This window comes from Rhodopseudomonas sp. G2_2311 (assembly GCF_047501505.1).
GTDB lineage: Bacteria > Pseudomonadota > Alphaproteobacteria > Rhizobiales > Xanthobacteraceae > Rhodopseudomonas > Rhodopseudomonas palustris_H.
Window position 1 is genome coordinate 47986 of sequence record NZ_JAZDRK010000008.1, and the last position, 26766, is coordinate 74751.

Below are 26766 nucleotides of genomic sequence, written 5' to 3' on the forward strand. Positions count from 1 at the left end.
CGCGCCGCGCAAAACCAAGAGGGGAGACGGCAATGGCCGACAAGGACAACGATCCGGCAGCGGCGTGGCAGACGATGTTCGGCGAGATGAGCAAGGGTTTTGCGGCCTTCGCCAATCAGGCGTTGGCGTCGCCGGAGCTCGGCAAGGTGGCGCAGCAGGTCGGCGGTGCGTCCGCCGAGGCGCACAAGCAGTTCGCCGACATGATGGACAAATATCTAGCCGGTATGAATCTGCCGTCGCGTGCGCAGATGCAGGAATTCAACACCCGGCTCGCCGAGGTCGAGCGGCGGCTCGACGAGCTGGCTGCTGCGGTCCAGCCGGCAAAGGCAGGGAAGCCGAAAGGCTAGCCAGCAAAGTTCCAAATTGGCGTGAAGATGTCGGTCAACACGTTTTGATTGTGTCGCTAGTTTCGAAAATTTACGTAACTACAATGGTTTAAGGTGTCATTTCTGTTGCGTCGCAACATTCATGTTGCGACGCAACATGGTTTATGTCATATTTTACCTGCCCGGGCCGCAGGTCGGACGGGAAGACCATGGCTCAGACGAGGATGGAGATTTCAGATGACCGATACTGCTAATCACGAGAGCTACACTCAGGCGGCCGAAACCGTCGCCGACAGCGTCAAGCAGGCGTTTCAGCCGGTGACCGACGCGTTCAAGAACTTCCAGACCCTCGAGGTTCCGGAAGCCGCCCGCGACTTCGTCAGGCGTGCCGCCGGCACTGCCAAGGAGAAGGTCGCGGACTTCCACGCCGGTTCGGAGAAGGTAACCTCGGCGATCGAGGAAACCGTCGCCAATTCGGTGAGCGAAGCTGCCAAGATCACCCGCAACATCCAGCAGGCGATCTATCAGGACACCGAAACGTTCTTCTCCGGCATCGATAAGCTGGCGTCGGCGAAGTCGGTCCAAGAGGCGTTCCAGATCCAGACCGACCTTGCGCGTTCGCAGGGCGAGGTGCTGGTGTCGCGCGCCCGGTCCGCCACTGAGTACTTCGGCAAGCTGGTCAGCGACAGCGCCAAGTCGGTGCAAGACAATTTCGCCAAGACCTTCAGCAAGTCGGCGTAACGGCTGCTGCTGACGACCCCGAGCCTCTGACGATCGAGGCTCGCTGTTCCTCCCGACCTCGGCCCGCTCACGCGGGCCTTTCTTTTATGAGGCACCTCTACGGTCATTCCGGGGCGCTCGCACAGCGAGCGAACCCGGAATCCCGAGGTTGTTAGTAATGAGAGAGGTTCCGGGTTCGCGCTTGCGCGCGCCCCGGAATGACAATTGGAGAGTCCGTACGACGCTACGCCCGCCGCGCCACCGGCACGCGCTCGCTCTTCTTCCGCGGTGCTGCGCGCTCGGCTTTGGCCGGCTCCGTGATCGCGTCGATCGCCTGTTCGGCGCCGGCGATCATCAGCGTCGTCACCATCTGCGCATAGGTTTCGCGCGACAGGCCCTTGCCTTCGCGGAACCAGAGATAATGCCAGTTCAGCATGCCGAACAGCGACATCGTCAGCGGCTTCAGCAGCTCCGGCTTGGCGGCCGCGGCCGGGATCGCGGCGGCAATCGCGTCGGACATCGATACCACCAGCTTGCGCTCCAGCGCCTTGAGGGTTTCCTGCTGCTCCGGCGGCAACAGCTTCAGGCTGGAGATCTGCACCTGATGCTCGGCATCGGCGCCGCGATAGGCTTCGAGCAGCGCCGCCGAAATCGCAAACAGACGATCGCTCGGATCGCTTTCGCCCTGCGCAGCGGCGTCGACCACCGTCACCAGATGCTGCAGGTGATCCTCCAGCAGATCAAACAACACCGCATCCTTCGACGGGTAGTAGTGATACATCAGCGCCTTCGAGACGCCGCAGGCATCGGCGATCATGGTGATCGACGTGCCGGTGTAGCCGTGTTCGGCGAATAGCCTTGCGGAACGGCTGAGAATGCCGCGGCGTTTATCGTCGTAGTCGGTGGCTCGCGTGCGCGCCATGGTGCGTTTAGATCCTATCCGCCGAGGCGCGCTGCGACGCACCACGGGTGTCTGGTTCCGACACTTGCATTGACCGTCCAATTGGTCAATTATATTTCCAACAACGCCGGAGGAGATCGCCATGTACACCCAGGCACTCAACGTGTCCGACGGTGACGAGCGGAACATCGAGGACGCCGACCGCGCCGCGCGGTTCCGGGCGCGGATCGATGCCGAGGAGCGGATCGAGCCGAACGACTGGATGCCGGCCGCGTACCGCAAGACTCTGGTGCGCCAGATCTCTCAGCATGCGCATTCCGAAATCGTCGGCATGTTGCCCGAAGGCAATTGGATCACCCGCGCGCCGACACTGCGCCGCAAGGCGGCGCTGCTCGCGAAGGTTCAGGACGAGTGCGGCCATGGCCTGTATCTCTACGCCGCCGCCGAAACCCTCGGCGCCTCGCGTGAGGAACTGGTCGATCAGCTGCTCAGCGGCAAGGCGAAGTATTCGTCGATCTTCAACTACCCGACCCTCACCTGGGCCGACATCGGCGCGATCGGCTGGCTGGTCGACGGCGCCGCGATCATGAATCAGATCCCGTTGTGCCGCTGCTCCTACGGGCCCTATGCGCGCGCGATGATCCGCGTCTGCAAGGAAGAGTCGTTCCACCAGCGCCAGGGCTACGAGATCATGCTGACGCTGGCGAAGGGCTCGGCCGAGCAGAAGGCGCTGGCGCAGGACGCGCTGAACCGCTGGTGGTGGCCGTGCCTGATGATGTTCGGCCCGCCGGATCAAGCCAGCCAGCACAGCGATACCTCGACCAAGTGGAAGATCAAGCGGTTCTCGAACGACGAGCTGCGCCAGAAATTCGTCGATGCCACGGTGCCGCAGGCGCATTATCTCGGCCTGACGCTGCCCGATCCGGATCTGAAGAAGAATGACGCGACCGGGCATTGGGAGTACGGCGCGATTCCGTGGGACGAATTCAAGCAGGTGCTCGCCGGCAACGGGCCGTGCAACCGCGACCGCATGACGGCGCGGCGCAAGGCCCACGACGACGGCGCCTGGGTGCGCGAAGCGGCCGCCGCCTACGCGGAGAAACGCAAGAAGAAACTGGCGGCGTAATCGCCGCGACGATCCTTCGGGGAGGACATCATGATGACCACGCCGAACACGCAGCTGTGGGAAGTTTTCATCCGCAGCCGCAATGGGCTGGCGCACAAGCACGTCGGCTCGCTACACGCCGCCGACGCCACGCTGGCGCTGCAGGCCGCGCGCGACATCTACACCCGTCGCGGCGAAGGCCTGTCGATCTGGGTAGTACCATCGAACGCGATCACCGCCAGCGACCCGGCCGAGGCCGGCATGCTGTTCGAACCGGCGGAGAGCAAGATCTATCGCCATCCGACGTTCTACAACGTGCCCGACGAAGTCGGGCATATGTAGGCGGCGGGCTGCGCTCGCCACACAACAAGACGTCATCCTGAGATGCCGCCACGTAGCGGCGGCCTCGAAGGATGATCCACAAGCCTCTCCACGTCATTGCGAGGAGCCAAGCGACGAAGCAACCAGCGCCGTGCACTGAGCTTTTGGATTGTTTCGCTTCGCTCGCAATGACGGGGACAGGTCGACAGTTCAGTTCAACGCACCGAGCTCGGCAGCCATGTCCACCACCATCACCGCCACCCCTCTGTTCACCACCACGCTGCGCCGAGCTGACGATGCGCTCGTGCTCGGGCATCGGCTGTCGGAATGGTGCGGGCATGCGCCGATGCTGGAAGAGGACATGGCGCTGTCGAACATCGCGCTCGACTTGATCGGGCAGGCGCGCGAACTCTACAGCTATGCCGGCCGGGTTGAGGGGCAGGGGCGCGATGAGGATCAGCTCGCTTATTTGCGCGAGGAGCGGCACTATCAGAACCTGCTGCTGGTCGAGCAGCCGAACGGCGACTTCGCCCGCACCATCGCGCGGCAACTATTCTACTCGGCATTCGCCGATCCGTATTGGCGGGCGATGATGCAATCGTCCGACGCAACTCTGGCGGCGATCGCCGCCAAGTCGGAAAAGGAAAGCGCCTATCACCTCCGCCACGCGGCCGAATGGATGATCCGGCTCGGCGACGGCACCGATGAAAGCCACCGCCGCGCACAGGATGCCGTGGACGCGTTGTGGGCGTTCACCGGCGAGCTGTTCGAGACCGACGATGTCGAGCGCCGGCTGCTCGAAAGCGGCGTGGCGATCGATCCAGAGAGCGTTCGCGGCACCTGGCAGAGCACGATCGACACCGTGCTGCGCGAAGCGACGTTGACGGTGCCGAGCAATCCATGGATGCAGCAGGGCGGCCGCAGCGGCCGCCACACCGAGCATCTCGGCCGGCTGCTCGCCGAGCTGCAGCACATGCAGCGGACCTATCCGGGGCTGACATGGTGACGCTGACGGGCAGCGACGCCGAGCTGCGGCAGCGCGCCTGGGATGCCGCGGCGACGGTGTGTGATCCGGAAATTCCGGTGCTGAGCATCGCCGATCTCGGCGTGCTGCGAGAGGTGCGGGTCGAACAGGGCCGCGTCGAAGTGGCGATCACCCCGACCTATTCGGGGTGTCCGGCGATGAACATGATCGCGCTGGAGATCGAGACCGCGCTGGCGCGCGCCGGCATTGCGCCAGCGCGGGTGACGACCGTGCTGGCGCCGGCATGGACCACCGACTGGATGAGCGAGGCCGGTCGCGCCAAGCTCAAGGAGTACGGCATCGCACCGCCGCAAGCGACCGGCTCGCGCCGCGCGCTGTTCGGCGCGCTCGAGATCGCCTGTCCACAATGCGGCTCGCTTGAAACCGAGCAGCTGTCCGAATTCGGCTCGACCTCGTGCAAGGCGCTGTGGCGTTGCAAGAGCTGCCGCGAACCGTTCGATTACTTCAAGTGCCATTGAGCGCCCCATGAACATCTCCGCCAGCATTCCGCGATTTCATCCGCTGACCATTGCCGACCTGCGCCGCGAGGGGCGGGATGCGATCTCGCTCAGCTTCACGGTCCCGCCGGAGCTGGCGAGCGCCTATCAGTTCGTGCCCGGCCAGTATCTCACGCTGCGCACCACGATGGACGGCGAGGAGGTGCGGCGGTCCTATTCGATCTGCTCCGGCCCGGACGACGGCGAGCTCAGGATCGCGGTGAAGAAGGTCGACGGCGGCGCATTCTCGGTGTGGGCGACCGAGGAGTTGAAGGCCGGCGATACGATCGAGGTGATGACGCCGACCGGACGGTTCGGCGCGCTGCACGCTGCGGAAGAAACGCGCACCTATGTGGGCTTCGCCGCCGGCAGCGGCATCACGCCGATCCTGTCGCTGATCAAAGGTGTGCTGGCGCGCGAGCCAGGCAGCCGGTTCTTCCTGTTCTACGGCAACCGCACCACCGATCAGATCCTGTTTCGCGAGACACTGGAGACGCTGAAGGACCGCTACCTCGACCGGCTCGCCGTGTTTCATGTGCTGTCGCAGGAAGAGCAGGACGTGCCGGTGATGCAGGGCCGGCTCGACCGCGACAAGGTGCGGCTGCTGCTCACCGCGATGGTGCCGGCGGCGAGCGTCGATCACGTCTTCATCTGCGGCCCGACCGGAATGAGCGACGACATCGAACTCACCTGCCGCGACCTCGGCATCGCCGCCGAGCGGATCCATGTCGAGCGATTCGTTTCTGGGCTCGGCGGCAAGCCGCGGCCGAAGGCGGTGGTCGAGCCGGGCGCGCCGCCGAAGGCGATGGCGTCGCTGATCATCGACGGCAAGCGCCGCGAGGTGCCGGTGGCCGAGGGCGAAGCGATCCTCGATGCCGCGCTGCGCGCCGGCGTCGATCTGCCGTTCGCCTGCAAAGGCGGGATGTGCTCGACCTGCCGCGCCAAGCTGGTCGAGGGCGAAGCTAAGATGGACCTCAACTATTCGCTGGAGCCCTGGGAGCTCGCCGCCGGCTTCGTGCTGACCTGCCAGGCCAAACCGACCACCGACCGGGTGGTGGTGGACTACGATCATTTGTGAGCGGAGGCGACGCGCACCACCTCTCCATTCGTCATTCCGGAGCGCCGCATGCCGTCATTGCGAGCCGAAGGCGAAGCAATCCAGCGCCACGCTGCGTGAATCTGGATTGCTTCGTCGCTTCGCTCCTCGCAATGACGTTGATGATACCGGTCATTCCGGGGCGCGCGTAGCGCGAACCCGGAATCCAGAGGTTGTGGAACGATAAGGCTGAACAGCTCGAGATTCCGGGTTCGCTCACTTCGTGAGCGCCCCGGAATGACGACGGGACGGGCTTACGGCTTCGCCGGATGGATGAACGGCCAGGGGCTGGCTTCGCTGTCGCGGGGCACGTCGATGGCGATCAGCTGCGGGCCGCCGGCGGCGAGCGCTCTTTCCAGCGCGGGGCGGAAATGGTCGGGCGAGGTGACGCGTTCTGCACCGACGCCGAACGATTCCGCCAGCTTGACGAAATCCGGATTGACCAAATCGGATGCCACGACGCGGCCGTCGAACAGATTGACTTGGTCGCGGCGGACATTGCCGTAGGCGGAATTGTCGAACACCAGCGTCACCACGCCGATGTTGTACTGCACGGCCGTGGCGAGCTCCTGCACGCCGAACATGAAGCCGCCGTCGCCGGTGATCGCCACCACCGGTTTGTCCGGGCAGGCGACCTTGGCGCCGAGCGCGGTCGGGAAGCCCGATCCGAGCGTGCCCTGATAGCCGGAGGTCAGGAAGGTGCGCGGCTGATAGATCGGGAAGCCGTACCAGGAGGCGAAGCCGACCTGCGACAGCTCGTCGGTGACGATCGCATCGTCCGGCAGCACCTCGCGCAGGATCTTCAGATACGACATCTGCGGCTGGATGGCCTGGATCTCCTCGTTGGTCGTCGCGGTGGCGGCGCGGATCTCGTCGCGGCGGCCTTTCGTCTTCGAATAGCCCGCCTTGCTCACCGCATCGGCCAGCGCACGGGCGCCGGCTTTCGAATCCGACACGATCGCCGCGTCGGGCGCGAACCGCCGCATCTCGGCCGGATCGATGTCGATGCGCACCGACTTCAACCCCTCGGGGCGGAACGGCCAGCGGAAGGTGGTCGGCAGCTCCATCCGCGTGCCAATGCCGATGATCAGGTCGGTTTGCGGCCACAGCTGATAAGCGGCCGCGAAGGTGAGGCCGAGTTCGTGCCGGTTGCTGACGATGCCGCGGCCGGAACGGAACGCCACCACCGGCGCGTCGATCATCTCGGCGAGTTCGAGGATTTCGTCGCCGGCCTCCAGTGCGCCGGCGCCGACGAAGATCATCGGCCGCTTGCTCGCCGCGATCAGCTTCGCCGCAGCGGCGACCCGATCCGGATCAGGCGCGGGCGGTGCGATCAGATCGAGCTTCTGCGCGGCGCCGGTTTCGGTGGCCTGCGTGAACACGTCCCACGGCATTTCCAGCGCCACGGGGCCGCGGCGTCCGCTCATCATCTCCTGAAATGCGCGCGCCACCAGCGCCGGCGCGTTGCCCGGATATTCGATGCGCTCGGCCCATTTGATGAAGCTGCGCAGCGTCGCCAGTTGGTCCGGCATCTCGTGCAGATGGCCGCGGCCCTTGCCGAGATAGGCGCTCGGCACCTGGCCGGTGAGGCACATTACCGGCTCGTTGCAGCCGAACGCGGTGAGCAGCGCCGCGGAGGCATTCAGCACGCCGGGGCCGGGCACGACGCTGAACACGCCGGGCTTGCCGGACGCGCGGGCGTAGCCGAACGCCATGTAGCCGCAGGCCTGCTCGTGTCGCGCGCCGATCACCTTCAGCTGCGCTTTGGCGAAGCCGTCGAACAGGCCGTAGATCTGCGCTCCGGGCAGGCCGAACACGGTGTCGACGCCGTGCGCGACGAGGCCCTGCACAATGGCTTCGCCGCCGGTCATGATGCTCATCTGGATATCCACTGCTTGCTGGGAAGAATTACTCGGCTTCGTCGACCACGCCGTTGCGCAAGGTGCCGATGCCGTCGGCCTCGACCTCGATGATATCGCCGGGCTTCAGATACACCGGCGGCTCGGCGCGCGCGCCGGCACCGGCTGGCGTGCCGGTGACAATCAGGTCGCCCGGCACCAGTGTGGTGAAGGTCGAGATATAGGCGATCAGATAGCGGAAGCTGAAAATCATCCGCGAGGTGCGGTCGTCCTGCCGGGTCTCGCCATTGACCCGCGTCGTCAGCCGAATGTCGGCGATCTGCGATTCATCGGTGTAAGGCACCAGCCACGGACCCAAGCTGCCGGTGTGGTCGAAGTTCTTGCCTTGGGTCACGTTGAACTTGGCGTGGCGCACCCAGTCGCGGATCGTGCCCTCGTTGCACAGCGTGATCGCGGCGACGTGGTTCAGCGCGTCGGCTTCCTTGATGTGGCGGCCGCCCTGGCCGATCACCAGCGTCAGTTCGCCTTCGTAGTCGAGCAGCTTCGACGCCCTCGGCCGCACCAGCGGCGCGCCGTGGCCGACGAAGGAGCGCGGCGTGCGCATGAATATCGAGGGGAATTTCGGCGCCTCGCTGCCGTCTTTGTATTCGGCGTTGCGGTCTGGATAGTTGACGCCGACGCAGATGATCTTTTCCGGCTGCGGGATCGGCGGCTGAAACACCACCGCGTCGCGGGCGAAGTCAGGCGCGGTATGGTCGGCCTCATCGACGATCCGCTGCAGCGCACCGGCCGCAATCACCTCGCGCAGGGTCGGATAGTCGTTGGCATGGCGGGCCGACAGATCGACCACCCCATGATCACATACCGCGCCGTAGCGGGTGAGGCCGTTGACGGTAAAGGTGGCGAGGCGAGGGGTGGGCATGGTGATCAACCTTTGATGCCGTCATTGCGGGGCGCGCCGTCAGGCGCGAACCCGGAATCCCGAGGTGCTCTGAACTTCTGGATTCCGGGTTCGCTCGCTTTCGCGAGCGCCCCGGAATGACGAGTTTCATGGTTCGAGTGTGCGCATCCGAGGTTCAATCCGCAATCACCACATCGGCTACGAAGGCCGGCTCGCGGACCTCCTGGCCGAGGAACGGCGAGCCCTGTTCGAACCAGGAGCGCGGGGCGGGCGCCCCCCACAGCGTCTGGCGGCGCGGGTCGCGCAGCGACCAGCGCAGCGGCTCGTGGTCGTAGTCCATGGTCTGATAGTCGCTGCAATACAGCTCGATGCGGTGGCCGTCGGGATCGCGGACATAGAGGAAGAACGCATTCGAGATGCCGTGCCGGCCTGGGCCGCGTTCGAGAGCGAGCCCGCTCGATGCCATCACGTCGCAGAGGTGGATGATGTTGAGCGGACCGGGCACCCAATAGGCGAAATGGTGCAGCCGCGGCCCACCGCCGTTGGTCAGCGCGAAATCGTGGACGTTGCCCTTGCGGTGCATCCACGCCGCGGCGATCCGGCCGCCGTCGCCGTCTTCTTCGGCGTATTCGGTAAGGCGAAAGCCGAGCCTTGCGTAGAATTCAATGGTGTCTTGGGTCTCGGCGGCGAACACGTTGAAATGGTCGAACCGCTGCGGATGGCAGCCCTTATAGAGTTCGTAGCGGCGCAGCAGATGCGGCCGTTTTTCCATCGTCGCATAGAGTTCGAGCCGATAACCGAACGGATCGGTGACGTGCAGGGTACGGCCCTGGAATGGTCGGTCGACGAAGCTGTAGATCAGCCCGTTCTCGGCAAAGAAGCTGCCCGCCTTGTCGAGATCGTCCTCGGTGCCGACCTTGAATCCGAGCCGCGCCGCAGCAGGCGCGTCCGCCTTGCGCAGCACCAGCGAATGATGCTGATGCTCCTCACAGCCGCGCAGGTAAGCGGTGGCGTCGTCGCGGTCTTCGACATGCAGGCCGATGATCTGATCGTAGAACGCGACGCTCTTGTCCAGATCGACGACGTCGAGCACCACATGGCTGGCGCGGACAATGTTGAACGGCGGATCGAACACGTGTTGCGGCACCGGCATTGGCGAGTCCTCGGATCGTCTTGTTGTTAGTTCACAGCATCAAATCTCGTCATTCCGGGGTGCCGCGGAGCGGCGAACCCGGAATCCATAACCCCTGTGTCGGCAGCTGTGCACGACCGCGCCTGCAGGGAGTATGGATTCCGGGCTCACGCTTCGCGCGCCCCGGAATGACCAAAAGTGCTCGCGGCGAGATTCCGGGTTCGCTCGCGTTCGCGAGCGCCCCGGAATGACTCGGGGAGAGGCTTCGCACTACACCACCCCCAGTTTCTGGATCCTGTGCGTGCCGCGGGCCAGCGAGACGTGCTTGGTCTCCATGTAGAACTCGAACGAGTAGTCGCCGCCGTCGCGGCCGATGCCGGACTGCTTCATGCCGCCGAACGGGGTCGGCAGATGGCGGACGTTTTCCGAGTTCAGCCAGATCATGCCGGCTTCGAGCGCATCGGCGACGCGCAAGGCGCGGCCCATGTCGCCGGTCCAGACATAGCCGGTGAGGCCATAGCGGACATCGTTGGCGATCCCGATCGCCTCGGCTTCATCCTTGAACGGGATCACGGTCAGGAACGGGCCGAACACCTCGTCCTGTGCCACCTGCATGTCGCTGCGGGCATTCGTCACCAGCGTCGGCTGCACATAGTGGCCGCCGCCGGGGCCGACGTAAGGCGCGCCGCCGACCGCGATGGTCGCGCCGTCTTTGCGGGCGACGTCGACATAGGAGCAGACCTTGTCGAGATGGCGCTGATGGATCAGCGGGCCGACCTCGGTGGCCGGATCGAGCGGGTGTCCGACCTTCAGCGCACGCACCCGAGCGGCCAGCTTCTCGATAAATTTGTCAGCCATCGAAGCCTGCACCAGCAGCCGGCTCGATGATGTGCAGCGCTCGCCGTTGAGCGAGTAGATCATGAACACCACGGCATCGAGCGCGCGGTCGAGATCGGCGTCGTCGAACACGATCACCGGGTTCTTGCCGCCGAGTTCGAAGTGCACGCGCTTCAGCGTCGGTGCGCCCTGGGCCATGATCGCGGCGCCGGTCGCGGTTTCGCCGACGAAAGCGATCGCCTTGATCGCCGGATGTTCGGTCAGCGCCTTGCCGGCTTCTTCGCCGAAGCCGTGCACGGTGTTGAGCACGCCGTCAGGCAGGCCAGCGTCCTTGCAGATCCGCGCCAGCATGTCGGCCGTCACCGGCGACCACTCGGCCGGTTTGTGCACCACGGTGCAGCCGGCCGCGAGCGCGGGCGCGATCTTCCAGGTCGACAGCATGAACGGCGTATTCCACGGCGTGATTACGCCGACCGGTCCGATCGGCACCCGGGTCGAGACGTTCCAATGCTCCTCGCTCGGCGTGTTGAGCCCATCGCGCGCCTCGGCGCATTTGTCGGCGAAGAACCGGAAGTTCTCGGCGGCGCGGATCGCGGCCTTGGCCATGAAGCGATGCGCCTGGCCAGTGTCGATGCACTCCAGCACGGCGATATCGTCGGCGCGCGCCTCGATCGCATCGGCGATCGCGTGCAACAACTTGCGCCGCTTGGCCGGTGCCATGTCGCGCCACGCCGGAAACGCTGCCTTGGCGGCCTGGGCGGCGCGGTCGATGTCCGCCGCCGTGCCGCGCGCCACTTGTGCCAGCACCGTGTTGTCGATCGGGGAGGCCGTCTCGAACACTTCGCCGGATGAGGCCGCAACGATCTCGCCGCCAATCAGATGGCCGATGCCATCGGCCTTGAGTTGCTTCATCAGCGGCGCGGCGCGGTCGAGATTGGCCTGAAATCCGGAAGAGTTCGTGGCGGCATCAGCCATGGCGGGCCTCGGCGATCAAGAGGTCGTGGATCGAGTTGCGCTTCCAGCTCGTCTCCTTGTCGTTGACCACCATGTCGAACGACAGTGCGAAGCCCTCGTCGCCGAATAGCGGATCGAGATAGTGCGAGAGCTGGGCGAAGATGTGGTCGCCGGCGCGCTTGCGGGCGGCGAGGTCGCGGCCTTCGCCGAGCCGCAGCAGCATCGCCATGAAGCCAAAGCCGGGCCGGCCGTCGGCAATCGAGTAGTGCTCGCAGCGGATCGCGCGGACCCGCACCCCGCCGACGGGGAAGATCCCGGTTTCGATCGCGGTGCTGCGAACCAGCTCGACGACTTCGGCGATGTCGAGTTTGGCGTCGAGATTGGCGGAATATTCGATGGTGAAATGCGGCATGGATCCCTCGCTTCGGTCGCTTCAGCCGAAGTAACAACTCACGGTGCCGTAAGGACCGTAGTCGGCCTGGATCGTATCACCCTTCGCGGTCTCGATGGCGCGGATGAACGAGCCGGCCAGCACGATCTGTCCGGGCTCCAGTGCCAGGCCCTGCGGCGCGATCTTGTTGGCGAGCCAGGCCACCGCGGTCGCCGGATGATTGAGCACGCCCGCGGCGAGGCCGGTTTCTTCGAGCTGGCCGTTTTTGTAGGTCAGCGCGCCGATCCAGCGCAGGTCGGTGTCGAGGGGGCGGATTGGCCGGCCGCCGAGCACGATGCCGGCATTCGCCGCATTGTCGGCGATGGTGTCGTAGATCTTGCGCGTCGCCTTGGTCTCGGGATCGACGCGTTGCACCCGGGTGTCGAGGATCTCCAACGCCGGCACCACGAAATCGGTGGCGTTCAGCACGTCGAAGATCGTGCAATGCGGCCCGACGAGGCGGTGCTTGATGACGAAGGCCAGCTCGGACTCGACGCGCGTTGCGATGAAGCGGTCGGTCGGCACGATGCCGCCGTCGTCAAAGAACATGTCGTCGAGCAGGATGCCGCTGTCGGGCTCGCCGATGCCGAGTTGGCTCTGCATCGCCTTTGAGGTCAGCCCGATCTTGTGGCCGCGTATGCGGCGGCCCGTAGCCTGCTTGATCTCGATCCAAGCGGCCTGGATCGCGTAGGCGTCGGGAATCGTGATCGCCGGATGATCCAGCGACAGCTGGCGGACCTGCACCTTGGTTTTCTCGGCCTGGTCCAGCCGCTCGGCCGCGGCGCGGATGTCGTCGTTCGAAAGCGCCATCGTCGCTCCAGCGAAAATCGTTTCATCCCCGCGCGGTCCATTCAACAAAACCGTCGCGCGGCAGATGATTAACATGTTAAATGATCGCACTCAAACCGAAACCGCTTCTGTTGCGATGCAAAAATCTCCGCCACCGTCATTGCGAGCGAAGCGAAGCGATCCAGCCGCGCACTCCAAAGCTGGATTGCTTCGGCGCGAACCGCCTCGCAATGACGGGAATAGGAAAGCTCAGACCAAAGAACCGCCGATGCGCGAATTCTCGCGCTCGCTGCCGATGCTGCTGCTGCGCAGCCGCGAGGCGGTGATGCGGCACTTCCGGCCGCTGCTGCGCGCTCACGGGCTCAGCGAGCAGCAATGGCGTATCCTGCGTGCGCTCACGGCGGTCGATGCGATCGAAGTCACCGAGCTGGCGCACAACGCCTTCCTGCTTGGTCCGAGCCTGTCGCGGATGCTGCGTGATCTCGAAACGCGCAAGCTGGTGGCGCGCAAGCTCGCGAAGGACGATCAGCGCCGCAACATGGTGTCGATCACCGCCAAGGGGCTGAAGCTGATCGAGACGGTGGCGCCGTTTTCGGAAGCGATCTACGCCGAAATCACGCGGCGGACCGGCGGCGCCAGGCTCGCCGAGCTGCAGCAATTGCTGCGCGAGCTGGAGGCGAGCCTGACGGCGATGCCGGTGCGCCATGCCGGGAGCGCGGTGGACAGCGATCCGGAATTTCGCTCAACTCGCGGCCGCAAAGTTCGACCGCAGGCGAAGGCCGCGGCGCCGGGAGGAGACGAGGAATGACGCAGCAACCCATGACCGCTGGCCGCAGGAGTGCGCCGACATGGTGACGGTGCAGGTCGATCGGTTGATCGATTTCGTCGCCCAGGTGTTCGAACGCGCCGGCTCGTCGAAGGAAGAGGCGCGGCGGATCGGCTCCTATCTCACCACCGCCAATCTCACCGGCCACGACAGTCACGGCGTCATCCGCGTGCCAGTGTATATCCGCTGGCGCAACGCCGGCGCAGTGCATCCGGACCAGACCGTCGACGTCCCGGTCGATCTGCCGTCGCTCGCGGTGGTCGACGGCAAGTTCGGCTACGGCCAGACGGTCGGCCCGCAGGCGGTGCGGATCGGCATCGACAAGTGCAAGACGCAAGGGCTGTCGGCGGTCGCGCTGAAGAACGCCGGACATATCGGCCGGATTGGCGATTGGGCCGAGATGGCGGCAGCCGAAGGTTTAGTGTCGATCCACTTCGTCACTGCGGCAGGCTCGATCCTGGTCGCGCCGTTCGGCGGCGTCGAACGCCGATTGTCCACGGCGCCGTATTGCGTCGGCATTCCGCGCCCCGACGCGCCGCCGGTGGTGCTCGATCTCGCCACCTCGATCGTTGCCGAGGGCAAGGTGCTGGTCGCGGCGCGCGGCGGCAAGAAGTTGCCGCAAGGCGCGCTGATCAATGCCGACGGTTCTTTGAGCGAAGATCCGGCGACGCTGTACGGCCCGCACGAGAAGGACGGCCCGATCAACCACGCCAACGGCACAGGGGCGATCCGCGCTTTCGGCGAGCACAAGGGCTCGGGGCTGGCGCTGATCTGCGAGCTGCTGGGCGGCGCGCTCACTGGCAATGGTGCGACCGGTCCGAATCGGCCGTTCGCCAACGGCATGTTCTCGATCTACGTCGATCCCAAGCGGATCGATCCGGCGCATGTGTTCGATGCCGAAGTCACCCGCTACATCGACTTCTTCAAGAGTTCGAAGACGGTCGCGGGCGTCGATCAGGTGCTGATCCCCGGAGATCCCGAAACCGCCACCCGCGCCGAGCGCACGAAAAACGGTGTCCCGCTTCCGGATGATACCTGGGCCGCCATCGTCGCCACCGCCCGCGAAGTCGGCGTCGACGAAGCCGCGATCCAAGCGGCGACGGCGTGAGGCGATTATTACCAAATCCGCCCGTCATGCGCGGGCTCGACCCGCGCATCCATCGTCCTTCTCAAGATGGATCGCCGGGTCAAGCCCGGCGATGACGCAGAAAGCCAAGAACATCGACCATTTGAAAGATCTTCGAGGAACGACATGGCAAACAAAGTCAAACAACTCTGGGCCGACGGCAAAGTCGTGGTCAATGGCTGGCTGGCGATTCCGTCGGGGTTCTCGGCCGAGGTGATGGCGCAGTGCGGGTTCGACAGCATCACGGTCGATATCCAGCACGGCGTGCAGGATTATCAATCGATGGTCACCTGCTTCCAGGCGATGCAGGCGCATCCGGTGACGCCGATGGTGCGGGTGCCGTGGAACGAGCCGGGCATCATCGGCAAGGTGCTGGACGGCGGCGCCTATGGGGTGATCTGCCCGATGGTGAACACCAAGGAAGAAGCCGAGAACTTCGTCCAGTATTGCAAGTACCCGCCGCGCGGCACCCGCAGCAACGGACCGATCCGTGCCGGGCTGTACGGCTCGTCCGGCAACTATCAGGCGACCGCGAACGACGAGACGCTGTGCATCCCGATGATCGAGACCCGCACCGCGGTCGAGAACATGGAAGCGATCCTCGACGTCGAGGGCATTGCCGGCGTCTATATCGGCCCGTCCGACCTCGGCTTCTCCTATGGCTTGGTGCCGAAGCTCGACCGTGACGAGCCGGAGATCCTGAAGATCTACGACAAGCTGCTGAAGGAATGCGACAAGCGCGGCATCTATCCGGGCATCCATTGCTCCGGTCCAGAAGGCGCTGCGCGCAACATCGCGCTGGGCTTCAAGCTGGTGACGCTGCTCAACGACAGCGGCATCATGGCGATCGGCGCCCGCAGCTGGGTCGCGGAGACGCGGAAGAATTCCGGCGGGAAGGCGTAAGCGCAGGCGCGGGCGTGATGATTGCATCGCGCCGATCGCGCGCGAAGATGTCCGGCGCAGCGCCGGACATCTCTGACGGACCGGAATTCCGACAAGCGTTCCGGTAGCCGCTGCTACTCCGCGGCCTGCATCAGGCGCGGCGCGGTCTTGTCGTAATCGGCGACGGTGCCGATCGACTCCATCGACTTCTCGAACTTGACGAAGCTGTCGTCCATCGGCGCGCGCGGATCGAAATCCGGATGCGCGATGACGCCATGGACGCGGCGGCGCTGCATGCCCATGTTGCCGCCGTCGTAGATCGGCAGCACCGAAGCCTCTCGCAGATACTTGCCGAACTTATGCTCGGTACTCAGGCTGTTGACGCCGACCACCTGCATGCACTTGAACACGCATTCGAACATCGCTTCGGTCACGTTGATCTTGCACATCGCGCCGAGCAGCTCGGCGTGCTGCTCGTGCTTGTCGAGATAGTCGGCAGCGCGCCAGGAGAAGTAGCGGGCCGACTCGATCTTGGCGGCGACGTCGCCGAGAATGTAGCCGACGTTCTGGAACCGGATGATCGGCGTCAGCGACCCGGCGGTGTTGGACTTGGCGAATTTGAGCGCATCCTCGTAGGCGGCGCGCGCGACGCCTACCGCTGCGATGGCGGCGACCGGGCCCGACCAGGCGAAGTTGCGGTTGATGACGAAATCGCCGTTGCCTTCTGCGCCCGGCAGCAGATTGTCCACCGGGACGCGGGCGTTCTCGAACGTCACCAGAGCGTTGGACGTGGTGCGGTGGCCTTCCTTGTTGAGGAACTGCCAGGTGATACCGGGCGTGCCGCGCTCGACCACCATTGCCGACAACCCCTCGGTGCCGCCGACCTTGGAATTGGTGCGCACGATCACGCATTGCGTGTTGGTGCCGAATCCGTCCCAGCCCGGCGAGGACGACCATTTCTTCCTGCCGTTCAGGATGTAGTGATCGCCGTCGCGCACCGCAGTGAGGCCGATGCCGGCGGGCGGCAGCGGACTGTCGAAATTCGCAGTGCCGCCGGTGCCGCCGGGCGGCTCGCCGGCGGTCCAGGCGCTGAGATATTCGCCGGTCGGGTCGGACGTTGCGGCGCCGATGAAGCGCTTCTTCTGTTCCTCGCTGCCGTACCAGGACACGGGCATCAGCCCGAGGCCGTTACACAACACGGTGCAGGCGAAACCGGGGTCGACCGCGCAGATTTCTTCTGCGGCGATCACGAAGTCGAGGCAGGACAGGCCGCCGCCGCCATAGGCGCTGGGCAGCATCGCCATCGCGATGCCGGCCTTGTAGGCGGCGACGTAAGCCGACTTGGTCTTCTGATAAGCCAGCATCGGGTCCGGCTCTTTGTCGGCCGCGGGGATCACCGGTGCAAGAACGCCTTCCGAGAAGTCGCGCGCCATTTTCTGAATCTTCCGCTGCTCCGCGGACATCGTGAAATCGATCGCCATCCTGGTCTCCTGTGTGAGTGACGCTGGTGAGTGACGAGAGCGAAATCCCCGGCGAAACGTCGATCCCGTGGCTGCCATTCTGAGCCCGGAATTGCCTTCGACAAGAAAACACTTTAGGCAGTCAAAAGTATCTAAAGTCCATTTTCTGATCGCGGCGGCGAGAGGTTTGGCAGAGAATAGGGCAGCGCATGGCTGAAATTGCAGCACCGGCGTCGTTTGCAATCGATTAGACAGAAGCAAGGCAAAGCAGGGGGCATCGGAGAGTCGACGTTGATAGTTGGAGATACCCAACAGCGATTGCTGACTAAGCTCCTGGAAGCCAAATCCGGTCTGATGATCGACGAGTTGGCCGCGGGGCTTGAAATCACCCGAAGCGCGGTGAAGCAGCATCTCGCCGGGCTGCAACGCGCCGGCTATGTGCAGCAGGCGTCATCGCGCAAGACCGGCGGTCGCCCCGGCTTCATCTACACTCTGACGGAGAGCGGCATCGATCTGTTTCCCAAGCGCTATTCGTGGTTTTCGCGGGTGATGTTCGAAAGTCTCCGCAAGACCATCGGCGCCGAGCGGTTCGGAACCTACATGTACGAACTCGGCGTCGACATGTCGGCGGCGGCGATTCCACGGCTGGTCGGCAAGACCCGAACCGAGCGGGTGGTGGAGATCGTCAAGATCATGAACGAGACCGGCTTCGCCGCGCGGGTGGTTTCGCCGGGCAAGGGCGAGAAGATCCCGCGGATCGAATGCAAGAACTGCGTCTTTCACGATCTGTCGAAGGACTACATCGAAGTCTGCCAGTTCGATCTCGGCTTCTTGTCGGGATTGATGGGCGCGCCGATCGAACATCAGGACTGCATGCAGCGCGGCGGCAACGCCTGCCGGTTCAAGTTCACGCCGCTGGCCTGAGGGCGCGGAGCGTCCCCGCGCGTCCGACCGATGCAGCCTACGGCGGCGACTTGTAGAACGGCGTCGGTTCGGAATTGGCGATGGCGCGGGGGTCGAAGCGCGGGTCGGCCATCACGGTGCATATCTTCCGCATCTGCATGCCGATATTGCCGGCGTCGTACAGCGGGAAGACGGCGGCCTCGCGCAGATAGCGCTCCAGCGGGTGGGCTCTGTCGAGCGCGTTGACGCCGACCGCCTTCATCGCCTGGAACACGGCGTCGAACAGCAACTCGCTGCAGAACACCTTTGCCATCGGCCCGACGGCGTGGCCGTCGGCATTGCTCTGATCGTGGTAATGCGCGGCCTTCCAGGCGAAGGCGCGGCAGGCTTCCACCTTCATCGCGACCTCTGCCAACGTGTAGGCGACGGCCTGATGCTGGATGATCGGCCGGTCGCCGCCGCCGGTGTAGGTCTTTGCCCATTTCAGCGCGTATTCGTAGGCCGAGCGCGCGACCCCCACGGCGGCGATCGCCGCCACCGGGCCCGACCAGGTGAACGCCTTGTTGATCACGAGATCGCCTTGACCGACCGCGAACACGTTCTCCTCTGCGACCCGGCAGTCCTTGAAGACGATCGAGTTGTTCTGGCTGAGACGGTGCCCGAGCTTCGAGATCGGCTGCTCGTAGTGCACGCCGGCGGTTCCGCGTGGCACGATGATCGCGCTCAGTCCCTCGGTCCCGCCGGATTTCGGCGCCGTGCGCACGATGCAGACGTTGACGTCGGCGCCCTTCAGGTCCCAGCCGCCTGCATTGCAGGGCCAGAATTTCCGGCCGTTGAGGATGTACTCGCCGTTCTTCTTGTCGTGGGTGGCGGTCAGCGCGATGCCGGCTGGGTAGGGCGCCGCGCCGTCGAAATTCGCGGTGCCACCCGGGCTGCCGGACGGTTCGCTGACCGTCCAGGCGGCGAGATATTCGGCGCGCGGATCGCTGGTGGCGGGGATCAGCCATTTGCGCTTCTGCGCTTCGGAGCCGAACCAGACCAGCGGCATCAACGCCAGCCCGTTCACCAGCAGAATCGTCGCGAAGCCAGGATCGATGGCGGTCAGTTCTTCGACGACGACCTGCAGATCGACATTGCTGATGCCGCCGCCGCCGTACTTTTTCGGGATGAAGCCGGTGGCGAAGCCGAGCTTGTAGCTCTCGACATAGGCGCCCTTGATGGCGTGGAAGCCGCGCTGCGGATCGGGATCCTCATCGGCGGCACGGACCAGCGGCGCCAGAATGTCGTTCGCGAATTCGCGCGCGACCCGCTGAAGCCGCCGCTGTGCATTGGTCAGGGTGAAGTCGATCGCCATACTCGCCCCGTCTCCATTAGACAGCTTTATATAGCTAAAGCTCGCCGAGCGGCCGACGGTTGTGTGGGCAAACGCAGCCCCAAACGCGGCATCGGGACTAAATCAGCGGCAAACCGGGAGAGCTGGAGGGCGGGGAGGCATAAGCGTTCCTCGACCACCTGTCATCGCTGGCTTGAGCGGTTGCCGTCCCTTCTCGCAGAGCGCTGGCATTGGCCGCGATACGCGGGTTGAACGCTGACGCTCTGGGATACTGCCCCTCCCGCTCGCGTGGGCGATGACGTGTGTGATGCCGCACCGCCCCGTCCTTAAGCACCCCTTGCCCTTTGTTAGCGCTTGATCCGCCTGAGTTCCGGTGTTCTGCTCAAATTCAATGCCGGAGCTGCCCGCGTGTCGATCTACGTCGCCCTTCATCACGTCACCCATTACAAATACGACCGCCCGGTCGACATCGGCCCCCAGACCATCCGGCTGCGTCCGGCGCCGCATACGCGGACGCCGATTCTGTCGTATTCGCTGAAGGTCACGCCGGCGAACCACTTCATCAACTGGCAGCAGGACCCGCAGGGCAATTGGCTGGCGCGGTTCGTGTTTCCGGAGAAGGCCGACGAACTCAAGATCGAGGTCGATTTCACCGCGGCGATGACGGTGATCAACCCGTTCGACTTCTTCGTCGAGAGTTACGCCGAGAGCTTCCCGTTCTCATATACCTCCGATCTGCAGCACGAACTGGCGCCGTATCTGGCGACGACTGAGCCGGGGCCGCTGTTCAAAGCCTATCTCGATTCGATTCCGCGCGAGGCCGAGAGCACGGTCAACTTCCTGGTCGATCTCAACGCCAAACTGCGCGAGCGGATCAACTACATCATCCGGATGGAGCCGGGAGTGCAGACCCCGGAAGAGACGCTCGCCAAGGGGGCCGGCTCGTGCCGCGACTCGGCGTGGCTGCTGATCCAGACGCTGCGGCATCTCGGTCTCGCGGCGCGATTCGTGTCCGGTTACTTGATCCAGCTTCGCCCGGATATCGAGTCGCTCGACGGCCCAAAGGGCGCGGCGCACGATTTCACCGATCTGCACGCCTGGGCTGAGGTCTATCTGCCCGGCGCCGGCTGGGTCGGCTTCGACGTCACGTCGGGATTGCTTGCCGGCGAGGGGCACATCCCGGTCGCCGCTACGCCGCATTATCGCACGGCCGCGCCGATCTCCGGCGTGGTCGGCTTCGCCAATGTCGATTTCAAGTTCGACATGCGGGTCGAGCGTATCCGTGAAGCGCCGCGCATCACCAAGCCGTTCTCCGACGAATCCTGGGCGCGACTCGATGCGCTCGGCGAAAAGGTCGACGCTGATCTGACCGCCCACGACGTGCGGCTGACGATGGGCGGCGAGCCGACCTTCGTGTCGATCGACGATATGGAATCGCCGGAGTGGAACGTCGCTGCGGTCGGCGGCGCCAAGCGGATGCTGGCCGACGATCTGATCCGGCGGCTGCGCACGCGGTTTGCGCCGGGCGGGCTTCTCCATTTCGGCCAGGGCAAATGGTACCCGGGCGAAAGCCTGCCGCGCTGGGCGTTCGGCCTGTATTGGCGCAAGGACGGCGTGCCGATCTGGAAGAATGGCGAGCTGATCGCGCCGGTGGTGGGCCAACGTCCGGCCAAGGTCGAGGAAGCCGAGCAGTTCGCGCTCGGCACGGCCAAACGTCTCGGCATCGACACCGACTACGTGCTGCCGGCCTATGAGGATCCGACCCATTGGCTGCAGAAGGAAGCGACGCTGCCGCCGAATGTTGATCCGCACGACAACAAGCTCGCCGATCCGGAAGAGCGTGCCCGCATGGCGCGGGTGTTCGACACCGGGCTGAACACGCCGCGCGGCTTCGTGCTGCCGATCCAGGCGTGGAATGCGGACGCCGCGTCGGCGCAGAAGAAGCGCTGGCGCAGCGAGCGCTGGAAGCTGCGACGCGGCAATTTGTTTCTTTTGCCGGGCGACTCGCCACTCGGCTTCCGGCTGCCGATCTCGTCGCTGCCGCATATCCCGGAAGACGACTATCCGTACATCGTGCCGCGCGATCCGCTTGAGCCGCGCGGCGCACTGCCGCTGTTTGCGCCGCCGCCGGCCAACGACGCCGAGCCCGAGCGCGAGCAGATTGCGGTGTTTGAACAGTCGGCCGGCGAAGCGACCACAAGCCAGCCCGTCGAGGAGCAGAAGCTGCGCAAAGGCGGCGTGCGCACCGCGATGTCGATCGAGCTGCGCGAGGGTGTGCTGTGCGCCTTCATGCCGCCGACCGAGAGAATCGAGGACTACCTCGAACTGATCGCCGCGGTCGAAGCCACTGCCGAAGAGATGCAGATCCGCGTCCACATCGAGGGCTATCCGCCGCCTTACGATCCGCGCATCGACGTCATCAAGGTGACGCCAGATCCGGGCGTGATCGAAGTCAACATTCAGCCGGCCACGAGCTGGCGCGAGGCGGTACGCACCACGTTCGGCCTGTATGAGGACGCTGCGCAAGTGCGGCTCGGCGCCAACCGGTTCCTGATCGACGGCCGTCACACCGGCACCGGCGGCGGCAATCATGTCGTGGTCGGTGGCGCCAGCCCTGCGGATTCGCCATTCCTGCGCCGGCCGGATCTGCTGAAGAGCCTGGTGCTGTTCTGGCAGCGGCATCCGTCGCTGTCCTATCTGTTCTCGGGCATGTTCATCGGCCCGACCAGCCAGGCGCCGCGGATCGACGAGGCGCGGCACGATTCGCTGTATGAACTCGAAATCGCGCTGGCCCAGGTGCCACCACCGGGCGTGAAGGGCCCGCTGTGGCTCGCCGACCGGCTGTTCCGCAACATCTTGGTCGATATCACCGGCAACACGCATCGGGCCGAGATCTGCATCGACAAGATGTACTCGCCGGATAGCCCGACCGGCCGTCTGGGCCTGGTCGAATTCCGCGCGCTGGAGATGCCGCCCGATCCGCGGATGAGTCTCGCGCAGCAGCTTTTGATCCGTGCGCTGATCGCGATGCTGTGGCGAGAGCCGCTGGACGGCAAGTTCGTGCGTTGGGGCACGGCGCTGCACGACCGCTTCATGCTGCCGCATTATTTGTGGGAGGATTTCCGCGACGTGCTCGGCGAGCTGGCGCGCGCCGGCTATGCGTTCGAGCCCGAGTGGTTCACCGCGCAGCTCGAATTTCGTTTTCCGGTGTTCGGCAGCGTGTATCACGGCGGTGTCACATTGGAGCTGCGGCAGGCGCTGGAGCCGTGGCACGTGCTCGGCGAGGAGGGCACCGCCGGCGGCACGGTGCGGTTCGTGGACTCGTCGGTGGAGCGATTGCAGGTCAAGGCCGAAGGCTTCGTCGAAGGCCGCCACGTCATCACCTGCAACGGCCGCCGGCTGCCGATGACGCCGACCGCGCGGGCCGGTGAGGCGGTGGCGGCGGTGCGGTTCAAGGCGTGGCAGCCGGCCTCCGGGCTGCATCCGACCATTCCGGTGCACGCGCCGCTGGTGTTCGACATCGTCGACACCTGGAATGGCCGCTCGCTCGGCGGCTGCGTCTATCACGTCGCCCATCCGGGCGGACGGGCGTACGAGACCAAGCCGGTGAACTCGTACGAAGCCGAGGCGCGGCGGCTGGCGCGGTTCCAGGATCACGGCCACACCCCGGGGCGGATCGATCCGCCGCAGGAAGAACGCACACTTGAATTCCCGCTGACCCTCGACTTGCGCACGCCGCTGCTGCATTGAATCATTCCGTATGGGGGATGAGACAATGGCGCAGCAAGGCGGCCCGGCCCGGAAGGCTCGACCGCGCGACCGCAAGGTTGCGCAGTGGAGCCGCGACTACGTGCGCCTGCCCGGCATCCCCGACGAATTCATCGGCGCGGACGGCCAGCCGCGCGCGGTGTGGAGTCGTTATTTCGACGCGTTCGCAGCTCTCTCCGCCGACGAGATCGAGCGCCGCTTCGCCGCCGCCGACCGGCATTTGCGCGATGCCGGTGTCACCTATCGAGCGCCGGGCGACGCCGCCGATCGGGCCTGGCCGCTCAGCCATGTGCCGCTGCTGATCGGGGAAAGCGAGTGGCAGCAGATCGCCACCGGCATCGCCCAGCGCGCGACGCTGCTCGAAGGCGTGCTGCAGGACATCTACGGCCAAGGCTCGCTGATTGCCGATGGCGCTCTGCCGGCCGCCGCGATTGCCGGCAGCGCCGATTACTTGCGGCCGATGGTTGGCGTCAAACCGCCGGGTGGCCGCTATCTGCATTTCTACGCCGCCGACATCGGCCGCGGCCCGGATGGGCAGTGGTGGGTGCTGGGCGATCGCACCCAGGCGCCGTCGGGCGCCGGCTATGCGCTGGAAAACCGTCTGGTGCTGTCGCGCGCCTTCAACGATCTCTACAAATCGATGAATGTCGAGCGCGTCGCCTCGTTCTTCGAGGCGTTCCGCGACAGCCTGCGCGCCACCGCCGATCGCGATGAGCCGCGCATCGGGCTACTGACGCCGGGCCGGTTCAGCGAGACTTACTTCGAGCACGCCACGCTGGCGCGCTATCTCGGCTTCCTGCTGGTCGAAGGCGATGACCTCGCGGTGGCCGACGATCGTCTGCACATCCGCACCGTCGCCGGGCTAAAGCGGATCGACGTGCTGCTGCGCCGGGTCGATGCCAATTCGCTCGATCCGCTGGAGCTCGATGCCTCGTCGCAGCTCGGCGTCGCCGGTCTGATCGACGTCATCCGCAAGAGCGGCGTGGTGGTCGCCAACATGCCGGGCTCCGGCGTGCTCGAAGCGCGTTCGCTGCTCGGCTTCCTGCCGCCGCTGGCGCGCCGGCTGCTCGGCGAAGACCTCAAGATGCCGCACATCGCCACCTGGTGGTGCGGCCAGACAGCCGCGCGCGAGGAAGTGCTCGACCGGCTCGACGAGTTCGTGATCGAAGGCGCTTACGGCCAGAGCGTGCCGGGCTTCTCGCATCATGGCCCGGTGCTGCCCGGCGAATTGCCGCCGGTGGTGCGCGATCATCTGCGCGACGCGATTGCGGCGCGCGGCCTCGACTACGTGGCGCAGGAGCAGGTCCGGCTGTCGACCACGCCGGTGTGGGACGACGGCAAGCTGGCGCCGCGGCCGTTCGTGCTGCGCGTGTTCGCCGCCGCCACCGAGAACGGCTGGGCGGTGATGCCCGGAGGGTTCTGCCGGATCGCCGACCGGCTCGACTCGCGCGCGGTGTCGATGGGTGAGGGCGCCCGCGCCGCCGACGTCTGGGTGGTGGCCGATCATGCGGTGGCGCCGTCGTCGCTATTGCCCGCGGTCGACAGCGTCCGCATCCGCCGCATCACCGGCGTGCTGCCGAGCCGTGCCGCCGACAATCTGTTCTGGCTCGGCCGCTATCTCGAACGCGCCGAGGCGACGCTGCGGCTGCTGCGCGCGCTCAGCGCGCCGCAGCGCGATCCCGGCAAGGGGCCGCTGCACCATGCGATCGAGAAAATCCAGCGGCTGCTGATTGCCTGGGGCGCGACTTCGCTCGGTCCTCGCGCGCAGACCGCGAAAATTGCCGCGGATGCGCTGCAGAGCCCGGACGAGTTCGGCTCGGCGCTGTCGCTGATCCGCGCCGCCCAGCGCAACGCTTCGTCGCTGCGCGAGCGGCTGTCGCCGGATGCCTGGCACGTCATCACCCAGATGGAAGCGCGTCTCGCCGTGCCAGTCGAGGGCGAAGAGGCGGTGGTCCAGGCCGCGGAGGTCGCGCTGCAGGAACTCGCGAGCTTCTCCGGCCTGTCGAACGAAAACATGAACCGCGCCGCCGGCTGGCGCTTCCTGCGGATCGGCCGCCGCGTTGAGCGCGCCGTCAACACCGCGCGGTTCGCTCGGCAGTTCTCCTGCGACGGCGCCACCGCCGAAGACCTCGACGTGCTGCTGACGCTGGTGGATTCGCAGATCACCTATCGGTCGCGCTATCTGCTGGCGCCGCTGCTGGCCCCGGTGCGCGATCTTGCCGTGCTCGACCCGTACAATCCGCGTTCGGTGGCGTTCCAGGTCGAAGAGCTCAACGACCACATCGCCAGCCTGCCGGCGCTGCACGAAGGCGGACTGATCGAGCGGCCGCAGCGGCTGGCGGTCTCGACGCTAGCGAAACTGACCGCCGCCGAAGCCGAGACCATCGATGCGTCGTGGCTGTTCGCGCTAGAGCAGGATCTACTCAGCCTCGCCGAGGCGGTCGGGGCCCACTACTTCCCGCACGGCGCCAGCGCGATGCGGCCGGAAAAGCTGACGGGGCTGGCGTGATCTACGACATTCGCCACGTCACGACCTATTCCTACGGCAGCCAGGTGAGTTTCGCCCGCTGCTCGCTGCGGCTGAAGCCGATCTCGGAGCCCGGCCAGTCACTGCTGTCGCATGCGATCGAGATCAAGCCGCGGCCGGCGGCCCGCACCGCCCGTACCGACTTCTTCGGCACGGTCACCGAGAGCATCGTGATCGAGGCGCCGCACAAGGTACTGCGGATCGACAGCCGGTCGCGGGTCGAGGTGACGCGGCAGCCGCCGCCGCGTGACTCCGGCAGCCAGCCCTGGGAGCCGGTCCGCGATGCGGCGCTCACCAGCCCGAGCCTCGGTGCGTCCTCGCCGGTCGGCTATGTGTTTGCCAGCCCGCTGGTGCCGATCCTGCCGGCAGTGACCCGCTACGCGGTGCAGAGTTTTCCGCACGGCCGCGGCGTGCTCGCCGGCACCGCGGAGCTGATGCGGCGGATCCGCACCGAATTCCGCTACGACCCCAAGGCGACGGTGATTTCGACGCCGCTGGCCGAAGTGTTCGAGAAGCGCCACGGCGTCTGCCAGGACTTCGCCCATGTGATGATCGCCGGCTTGCGCGGACTCGGTCTGCCGGCGGCCTATGTCAGCGGTTATTTGCGGACCTATCCGCCCGAGGGGCAGGAGCGGCTGCAGGGCGCCGATGCGACCCACGCCTGGGTGTCGGTGTGGTGCGGCAACGAACTCGGCTGGATCGGCTTCGACCCGACCAATGACCTGTTGGTTGCAACGGATCACATCGTCCTGGCGGTCGGCCGGGATTTCTCGGACGTCTCCCCGGTCGACGGGGTCATCGTCGGTTCCCGCCGACAGAAACTCTCGGTGGCGGTCGACGTCATTCCGGTCGAGTAGCGCACCGGACAGCCGCAGAGCGCCCGCTAGCTGCTCGCGGACCTGCGCAATCCGAGAATTAGTTCCCGCCGGTTAGTTATCAGTTCACCAGTCGGACGCCTGGTAGCAACCCCAGGGTGGTGCTTAACTCAACGTTCGCGTTTGCTCGTCAACGTGGCTGCGCCTGAGCTTTCGCATTTTCCCAGGAGGAGT

At 65.5% G+C, this 26766-nt stretch carries 23 protein-coding genes; 14 read left to right on the forward strand and 9 right to left on the reverse strand.

The annotated features are described in order from the left end of the window. The first annotated feature begins 32 nt into the window (after positions 1–32). Together VRZ08_RS13075 and VRZ08_RS13080 are read left to right on the forward strand one after the other, a co-directional pair. Positions 33–347, forward strand: a complete 315-nt coding sequence (locus tag VRZ08_RS13075; protein ID WP_164636073.1) for a poly(R)-hydroxyalkanoic acid synthase subunit PhaE — start codon at positions 33–35, stop codon at positions 345–347. 216 nt (positions 348–563) lie between these two features. Continuing rightward, positions 564–1067 carry a phasin gene (locus VRZ08_RS13080; RefSeq protein WP_414532794.1) on the forward strand — a complete coding sequence of 168 codons (504 nt, stop codon included), beginning with the start codon at positions 564–566 and terminating at the stop codon, positions 1065–1067. Between the two features lie 223 nt (positions 1068–1290). On the opposite strand, the gene VRZ08_RS13085 is transcribed toward VRZ08_RS13080, so the two are convergent. Further along, positions 1291–1968: a TetR/AcrR family transcriptional regulator gene (locus tag VRZ08_RS13085; protein WP_107345508.1), complete on the reverse strand. Its 678-nt coding sequence runs from the start codon at positions 1966–1968 to the stop codon at positions 1291–1293. Between the two features lie 121 nt (positions 1969–2089). Between VRZ08_RS13085 and paaA the strand changes: the two genes are divergently transcribed. The 5 genes from paaA (at position 2090) to paaE (ending at position 5972) form a co-directional block, all read left to right on the forward strand. Further along, positions 2090–3073, forward strand: coding sequence for a 1,2-phenylacetyl-CoA epoxidase subunit PaaA (gene paaA / locus VRZ08_RS13090; RefSeq protein WP_414532795.1), 984 nt, complete (start codon positions 2090–2092; stop codon positions 3071–3073). Between the two features lie 33 nt (positions 3074–3106). Then, positions 3107–3394 carry a 1,2-phenylacetyl-CoA epoxidase subunit PaaB gene (gene paaB, locus VRZ08_RS13095; RefSeq protein WP_414532796.1) on the forward strand — a complete coding sequence of 96 codons (288 nt, stop codon included), beginning with the start codon at positions 3107–3109 and terminating at the stop codon, positions 3392–3394. Between the two features lie 217 nt (positions 3395–3611). Further along, positions 3612–4379: a 1,2-phenylacetyl-CoA epoxidase subunit PaaC gene (gene paaC, locus VRZ08_RS13100; RefSeq protein ID WP_414532797.1), complete on the forward strand. Its 768-nt coding sequence runs from the start codon at positions 3612–3614 to the stop codon at positions 4377–4379. Then, positions 4373–4876 carry a 1,2-phenylacetyl-CoA epoxidase subunit PaaD gene (gene paaD, locus VRZ08_RS13105; RefSeq protein ID WP_414532798.1) on the forward strand — a complete coding sequence of 168 codons (504 nt, stop codon included), beginning with the start codon at positions 4373–4375 and terminating at the stop codon, positions 4874–4876. Before paaC ends, paaD begins: the two co-directional genes overlap by 7 nt. A 7-nt stretch (positions 4877–4883) precedes the next feature. Beyond that, a complete protein-coding gene (paaE, locus tag VRZ08_RS13110; protein ID WP_414532799.1) occupies positions 4884–5972 on the forward strand; it encodes a 1,2-phenylacetyl-CoA epoxidase subunit PaaE in 1089 nt (362 codons plus the stop codon). Positions 5973–6244: 272 nt separating this feature from the next. Here the strand turns inward: paaE and VRZ08_RS13115 are convergent, their stop codons facing one another. The 6 genes from VRZ08_RS13115 to hpaH all read right to left on the reverse strand — a co-directional run bounded on the left by VRZ08_RS13115 (position 6245) and on the right by hpaH (position 12913). Then, positions 6245–7870: a thiamine pyrophosphate-dependent enzyme gene (locus tag VRZ08_RS13115; RefSeq protein ID WP_414532800.1), complete on the reverse strand. Its 1626-nt coding sequence runs from the start codon at positions 7868–7870 to the stop codon at positions 6245–6247. A gap of 28 nt (positions 7871–7898) precedes the next feature. Continuing rightward, positions 7899–8771, reverse strand: coding sequence for a fumarylacetoacetate hydrolase family protein (locus VRZ08_RS13120; RefSeq protein WP_414532801.1), 873 nt, complete (start codon positions 8769–8771; stop codon positions 7899–7901). 154 nt (positions 8772–8925) lie between these two features. Continuing rightward, the gene (hpaD, locus tag VRZ08_RS13125) at positions 8926–9903 is read right to left on the reverse strand and encodes a 3,4-dihydroxyphenylacetate 2,3-dioxygenase (RefSeq protein WP_414532802.1); all 978 of its coding nucleotides are present in this window, start codon (positions 9901–9903) and stop codon (positions 8926–8928) included. Between the two features lie 249 nt (positions 9904–10152). Next, positions 10153–11631, reverse strand: coding sequence for a 5-carboxymethyl-2-hydroxymuconate semialdehyde dehydrogenase (gene hpaE, locus VRZ08_RS13130; protein ID WP_414532864.1), 1479 nt, complete (start codon positions 11629–11631; stop codon positions 10153–10155). A 55-nt stretch (positions 11632–11686) separates the two neighbouring features. After that, the gene (locus VRZ08_RS13135) at positions 11687–12085 is read right to left on the reverse strand and encodes a 5-carboxymethyl-2-hydroxymuconate Delta-isomerase (RefSeq protein ID WP_414532803.1); all 399 of its coding nucleotides are present in this window, start codon (positions 12083–12085) and stop codon (positions 11687–11689) included. 21 nt (positions 12086–12106) lie between these two features. Then, the gene (gene hpaH, locus VRZ08_RS13140) at positions 12107–12913 is read right to left on the reverse strand and encodes a 2-oxo-hept-4-ene-1,7-dioate hydratase (RefSeq protein ID WP_414532804.1); all 807 of its coding nucleotides are present in this window, start codon (positions 12911–12913) and stop codon (positions 12107–12109) included. 247 nt (positions 12914–13160) lie between these two features. Here hpaH and hpaR point away from each other — a divergent pair, with 247 nt between their 5' ends. The 3 genes from hpaR to VRZ08_RS13155 all read left to right on the forward strand — a co-directional run bounded on the left by hpaR (position 13161) and on the right by VRZ08_RS13155 (position 15747). Continuing rightward, entirely contained in the window at positions 13161–13700 is a 540-nt protein-coding gene (hpaR, locus tag VRZ08_RS13145; RefSeq protein WP_414532806.1) for a homoprotocatechuate degradation operon regulator HpaR, read from the forward strand. A gap of 40 nt (positions 13701–13740) precedes the next feature. Beyond that, positions 13741–14826 (forward strand): malate/lactate/ureidoglycolate dehydrogenase, encoded by a 1086-nt coding sequence (locus VRZ08_RS13150; protein WP_414532808.1) that lies wholly within the window; start codon positions 13741–13743, stop codon positions 14824–14826. Between the two features lie 144 nt (positions 14827–14970). Beyond that, positions 14971–15747 carry an HpcH/HpaI aldolase family protein gene (locus VRZ08_RS13155; protein ID WP_263989277.1) on the forward strand — a complete coding sequence of 259 codons (777 nt, stop codon included), beginning with the start codon at positions 14971–14973 and terminating at the stop codon, positions 15745–15747. 113 nt (positions 15748–15860) lie between these two features. Here the strand turns inward: VRZ08_RS13155 and VRZ08_RS13160 are convergent, their stop codons facing one another. After that, positions 15861–17207, reverse strand: coding sequence for an acyl-CoA dehydrogenase family protein (locus VRZ08_RS13160; protein ID WP_414532809.1), 1347 nt, complete (start codon positions 17205–17207; stop codon positions 15861–15863). A gap of 297 nt (positions 17208–17504) precedes the next feature. Between VRZ08_RS13160 and VRZ08_RS13165 the strand changes: the two genes are divergently transcribed. Then, entirely contained in the window at positions 17505–18110 is a 606-nt protein-coding gene (locus VRZ08_RS13165) for a helix-turn-helix transcriptional regulator (RefSeq protein ID WP_414532810.1), read from the forward strand. A gap of 37 nt (positions 18111–18147) precedes the next feature. On the opposite strand, the gene VRZ08_RS13170 is transcribed toward VRZ08_RS13165, so the two are convergent. Beyond that, positions 18148–19443 (reverse strand): acyl-CoA dehydrogenase family protein, encoded by a 1296-nt coding sequence (locus VRZ08_RS13170; RefSeq protein WP_414532811.1) that lies wholly within the window; start codon positions 19441–19443, stop codon positions 18148–18150. Positions 19444–19830: 387 nt separating this feature from the next. Here VRZ08_RS13170 and VRZ08_RS13175 point away from each other — a divergent pair, with 387 nt between their 5' ends. From VRZ08_RS13175 to VRZ08_RS13185, 3 genes are read left to right on the forward strand one after another with little or no spacing between them, the layout of a single operon-like run. After that, on the forward strand, positions 19831–23172 hold the full coding sequence (locus VRZ08_RS13175) for a DUF2126 domain-containing protein (RefSeq protein ID WP_414532812.1): 3342 nt from the start codon (positions 19831–19833) through the stop codon (positions 23170–23172). Positions 23173–23197: 25 nt separating this feature from the next. Then, positions 23198–25699: a circularly permuted type 2 ATP-grasp protein gene (locus VRZ08_RS13180; protein WP_414532813.1), complete on the forward strand. Its 2502-nt coding sequence runs from the start codon at positions 23198–23200 to the stop codon at positions 25697–25699. Further along, the gene (locus VRZ08_RS13185; RefSeq protein ID WP_414532814.1) at positions 25696–26574 is read left to right on the forward strand and encodes a transglutaminase family protein; all 879 of its coding nucleotides are present in this window, start codon (positions 25696–25698) and stop codon (positions 26572–26574) included. The genes VRZ08_RS13180 and VRZ08_RS13185 overlap by 4 nt, the downstream gene beginning before the upstream one ends. Positions 26575–26766: the final 192 nt, after the last annotated feature.

Bases quoted from the DNA above. Each gene is read 5' to 3' on its own strand.
- hpaD (WP_414532802.1), bottom strand. From the start codon at position 9,903: ATGCCGGTGCCGCAACACGTGTTCGATCCGCCGTTCAACATTGTCCGC.
- paaD (WP_414532798.1), top strand. From the start codon at position 4,373: ATGGTGACGCTGACGGGCAGCGACGCCGAGCTGCGGCAGCGCGCCTGG.
- VRZ08_RS13120 (WP_414532801.1), bottom strand. From the start codon at position 8,771: ATGCCCACCCCTCGCCTCGCCACCTTTACCGTCAACGGCCTCACCCGC.
- VRZ08_RS13155 (WP_263989277.1), top strand. From the start codon at position 14,971: ATGGCAAACAAAGTCAAACAACTCTGGGCCGACGGCAAAGTCGTGGTC.
- paaB (WP_414532796.1), top strand. From the start codon at position 3,107: ATGACCACGCCGAACACGCAGCTGTGGGAAGTTTTCATCCGCAGCCGC.
- VRZ08_RS13150 (WP_414532808.1), top strand. From the start codon at position 13,741: ATGGTGACGGTGCAGGTCGATCGGTTGATCGATTTCGTCGCCCAGGTG.
- hpaR (WP_414532806.1), top strand. From the start codon at position 13,161: ATGCGCGAATTCTCGCGCTCGCTGCCGATGCTGCTGCTGCGCAGCCGC.
- VRZ08_RS13080 (WP_414532794.1), top strand. From the start codon at position 564: ATGACCGATACTGCTAATCACGAGAGCTACACTCAGGCGGCCGAAACC.
- VRZ08_RS13170 (WP_414532811.1), bottom strand. From the start codon at position 19,443: ATGGCGATCGACTTCACCCTGACCAATGCACAGCGGCGGCTTCAGCGG.
- hpaH (WP_414532804.1), bottom strand. From the start codon at position 12,913: ATGGCGCTTTCGAACGACGACATCCGCGCCGCGGCCGAGCGGCTGGAC.
- hpaE (WP_414532864.1), bottom strand. From the start codon at position 11,631: ATGAAGCAACTCAAGGCCGATGGCATCGGCCATCTGATTGGCGGCGAG.
- paaC (WP_414532797.1), top strand. From the start codon at position 3,612: ATGTCCACCACCATCACCGCCACCCCTCTGTTCACCACCACGCTGCGC.
- VRZ08_RS13180 (WP_414532813.1), top strand. From the start codon at position 23,198: ATGGCGCAGCAAGGCGGCCCGGCCCGGAAGGCTCGACCGCGCGACCGC.
- VRZ08_RS13085 (WP_107345508.1), bottom strand. From the start codon at position 1,968: ATGGCGCGCACGCGAGCCACCGACTACGACGATAAACGCCGCGGCATT.
- VRZ08_RS13115 (WP_414532800.1), bottom strand. From the start codon at position 7,870: ATGAGCATCATGACCGGCGGCGAAGCCATTGTGCAGGGCCTCGTCGCG.
- VRZ08_RS13135 (WP_414532803.1), bottom strand. From the start codon at position 12,085: ATGCCGCATTTCACCATCGAATATTCCGCCAATCTCGACGCCAAACTC.
- paaA (WP_414532795.1), top strand. From the start codon at position 2,090: ATGTACACCCAGGCACTCAACGTGTCCGACGGTGACGAGCGGAACATC.
- VRZ08_RS13160 (WP_414532809.1), bottom strand. From the start codon at position 17,207: ATGGCGATCGATTTCACGATGTCCGCGGAGCAGCGGAAGATTCAGAAA.
- paaE (WP_414532799.1), top strand. From the start codon at position 4,884: ATGAACATCTCCGCCAGCATTCCGCGATTTCATCCGCTGACCATTGCC.
- VRZ08_RS13075 (WP_164636073.1), top strand. From the start codon at position 33: ATGGCCGACAAGGACAACGATCCGGCAGCGGCGTGGCAGACGATGTTC.